Origin of the sequence: Actinophytocola sp. (genome assembly GCF_049647105.1) — a bacterium.
GTDB lineage: Bacteria > Actinomycetota > Actinomycetes > Mycobacteriales > Pseudonocardiaceae > Actinophytocola.
The window spans coordinates 1-2,371 of sequence record NZ_JBARWZ010000329.1; the positions used below are offsets into that span (position 1 = coordinate 1).

The 2,371-nt window shown below is 71.3% G+C and carries 2 protein-coding genes; both read right to left on the reverse strand.

What is annotated here, in order from left to right; genetic code table 11:
• Nucleotides 1–123 precede the first annotated feature (123 nt).
• Nucleotides 124–1,503, reverse strand: a complete 1,380-nt coding sequence (locus WBA97_RS40465; RefSeq protein ID WP_424236614.1) for a glycosyl hydrolase — start codon at nt 1,501–1,503, stop codon at nt 124–126.
• A gap of 153 nt (nt 1,504–1,656) precedes the next feature.
• Nucleotides 1,657–2,371, reverse strand: a 715-nt coding sequence (locus WBA97_RS40470; protein WP_424236616.1) for a lyase family protein, incomplete at its 5' end; no start/stop codon positions are given.

A 2,371-nucleotide genomic window follows, 5' to 3' on the forward strand; every position in this document is an offset into this window, starting at 1 on the left:
CCACGGCGTGGCTGGGCGGGGCGACGGGACGGCGCTCGTACTGGGTGTACTCGGCCGTTCCGGCAACCCGTCCAGGCGCGTCGTGGGCGGGTCGAGACATGGTGAACGTTCTGGGCCGGGCCACTAGGCGCCGCGCACCTCCATCTCCCACAGCGAGTAGCCGTACGGGGTGCCACGCTGCCAGGCGTACAGCTTCACGTACCGGGCCGTCCGGGTGCCGAGCGCGATCACGTCGGTGCCGCCGTTGCCCGCGTAGTCGTTGTGGACGGTCGTCCACGTCGTCCCGTCGGTGGACACCTGGATCTGGTACATCGCCGCGTATGCCGCCTCCCAGCGCAGCGTCACGCCGGTCACGGCACGGTTCGCGCCGAGGTCGACGTACAGCCACTGCTGGTCGGCGTACGTGCTGCTCCACCGGGTGCCCGTGTTGCCGTCGACGGCGTTCGCCGCGCGGAGCGACGTGCTCTCCTGGCTGGACGCGTACACCGGCCGGTTCCTCGCCAGGTTGTCCGTGCCGCCACCGCCGCCGAGGTTCACCTCGCCTCGGTTGTGCACCCGGCCGTCCCAGTAGGTCCGTTGCACCGACGCGTTGTCGTTGTAGGCGGGGTCGACGAGCCACTCGGCCCACACCATGAACCACGCCCACCTCGGTTGCGCGGCGAGGACCTCCGGGGACGGCACACGCCCGACCTCCGCGAGCGCGATGGGCTTGCCGCCCGCCACGTTCAGCATCGCGTTGTAGTCGCTCTGGCTCGGGGTCTGCTTGACCCACACGTCGAGGCTCGCGACGTCCACATAGGACGCGCCGGGCCAGTAGCCGCCGATGCCGCCCATGTCGACGTCCTTGACGTTCCACACCCAGATCAGGTTCGACAACCCTTGTCCCGCAAGGTAGTCGTGGGTCTGCTGGAAGAGCTGCCTGGTCTGCGCGCCGCGTCCGCCCCACCACGACCAGCCCTCGTTCATCTCGTGCAGCGGCCGCCACAGCACCTCGACCCCCGCGTCCCGCAGCCGTCGCAGGTGCGGGACGACCTCGTTCAGTCGCTGCTTCCACGCCTGGTTGAGCGTCGACCCGTCACGCAGCAGCTCGCTCCACTGGCCGTCGTTCAGTGAGCCGAGGATGCCGCCCTCGTCCCAGCCGCAGGTGCTGCCGACGGTCGGCGGGCACACGTGCCACGTCAGCGCGACCAGCGATCCGGCCCGCCACTGGCGGATGGCCTCGTCGACCATCGTGCCGCGGTGGTTCACGTCGTCGGGCGAGAACAGGAAGTCCCCGCCCCACAACCCGGGGGTCTCGCCGGTGATGTCGCGGGCGGTCCTGGTCCACTTCGTCGGATCGGAGTTGGGTTCGCGGTTGTGCTGACCGGAGACCGTGTGCCGGCCGGAGATCTCGTTCAGGTAGGCCATGACCGCGCTGCCCGGTGGCGCGGCGGCGGCGGGTACGGCGATCGGAAGTACGACTGCGGCTGCGATGGGCGCGAGGATGCGCAGGATTCGAGACATGACGACGGTGTCCTTCCCGGACCGCGGGCAGGGATCCGCGGCCACCACCAGGGTGGTTCAACCAATCGTCCGCCGTCAAGCGTCAGCTGATCCGGTTCAGCACAGCAGGAGGGTAGTATCACCTGGTTGTCGCGCTGATGATCACGCGTCAACTTAACTGGTTAAGCGGCGCTCCAGCACCCGGTCGATCAGCTCGTCGGCCGCACCGAGGTAGTTCTCCGGCGCGAGCAGCTCCGGCAGCCGGTCGCCGAGCGAGGCCAGCTCCGGCGCGGCCCGCAGCAGGTCGTCGAACCGGCCATCGCCAGCGGCGGCCTGACCGGCGATCCGGCCGAGCAACGCCTTGGCGGCGGCCTTCCCGAGCACCGGCGCGAGCGCGACGTTCAGCCGTTCCGCCACGATCGTCCCGCCACCGGAGGCCAGGTTCGCCGCCATCCGCTCTGGCACGACCCGCAGCCCCGGCACCAGCTCTGCCGCGGTGTGCGCGGCGCCGCCCGCGAGCCGCAGCGCTTCCCGCAGCGGCTGCCACTCCGCCTGCCACCCGCCCGCCGACCGCTCGTCCTCCGACAGCATCGACTGCCCCAGCATCTGGGCGTACGCGGGTGCCTGCCGCGCGGCCGACACGAGCAGCGTCGCCAGCACCGGGTTGCGCTTCTGCGGCATCGCGGACGACAGCCCGCTGCGCTCGCCAGCGGGTTCGGCCACCTCGCCGACCTCGGTCCTGGTCCCGCCGAGCACGTCCACCGCGATCTTGCCGAGCGCGCCGGTCACCGCGACCACGACCCACCCGAGGTCGACGACCGGCGTGCGCTGTGTGTGCCACGGCGCGGCTGGTGCGCGCAGCCCCAGCTCGCCCGCGATGCCCTCGGTC

What these genes read in the sequence shown, in the direction of transcription:
- WBA97_RS40465 (WP_424236614.1), bottom strand. Translation starts at nt 1,503, where the DNA reads ATGTCTCGAATCCTGCGCATCCTCGCGCCCATCGCAGCCGCAGTCGTA.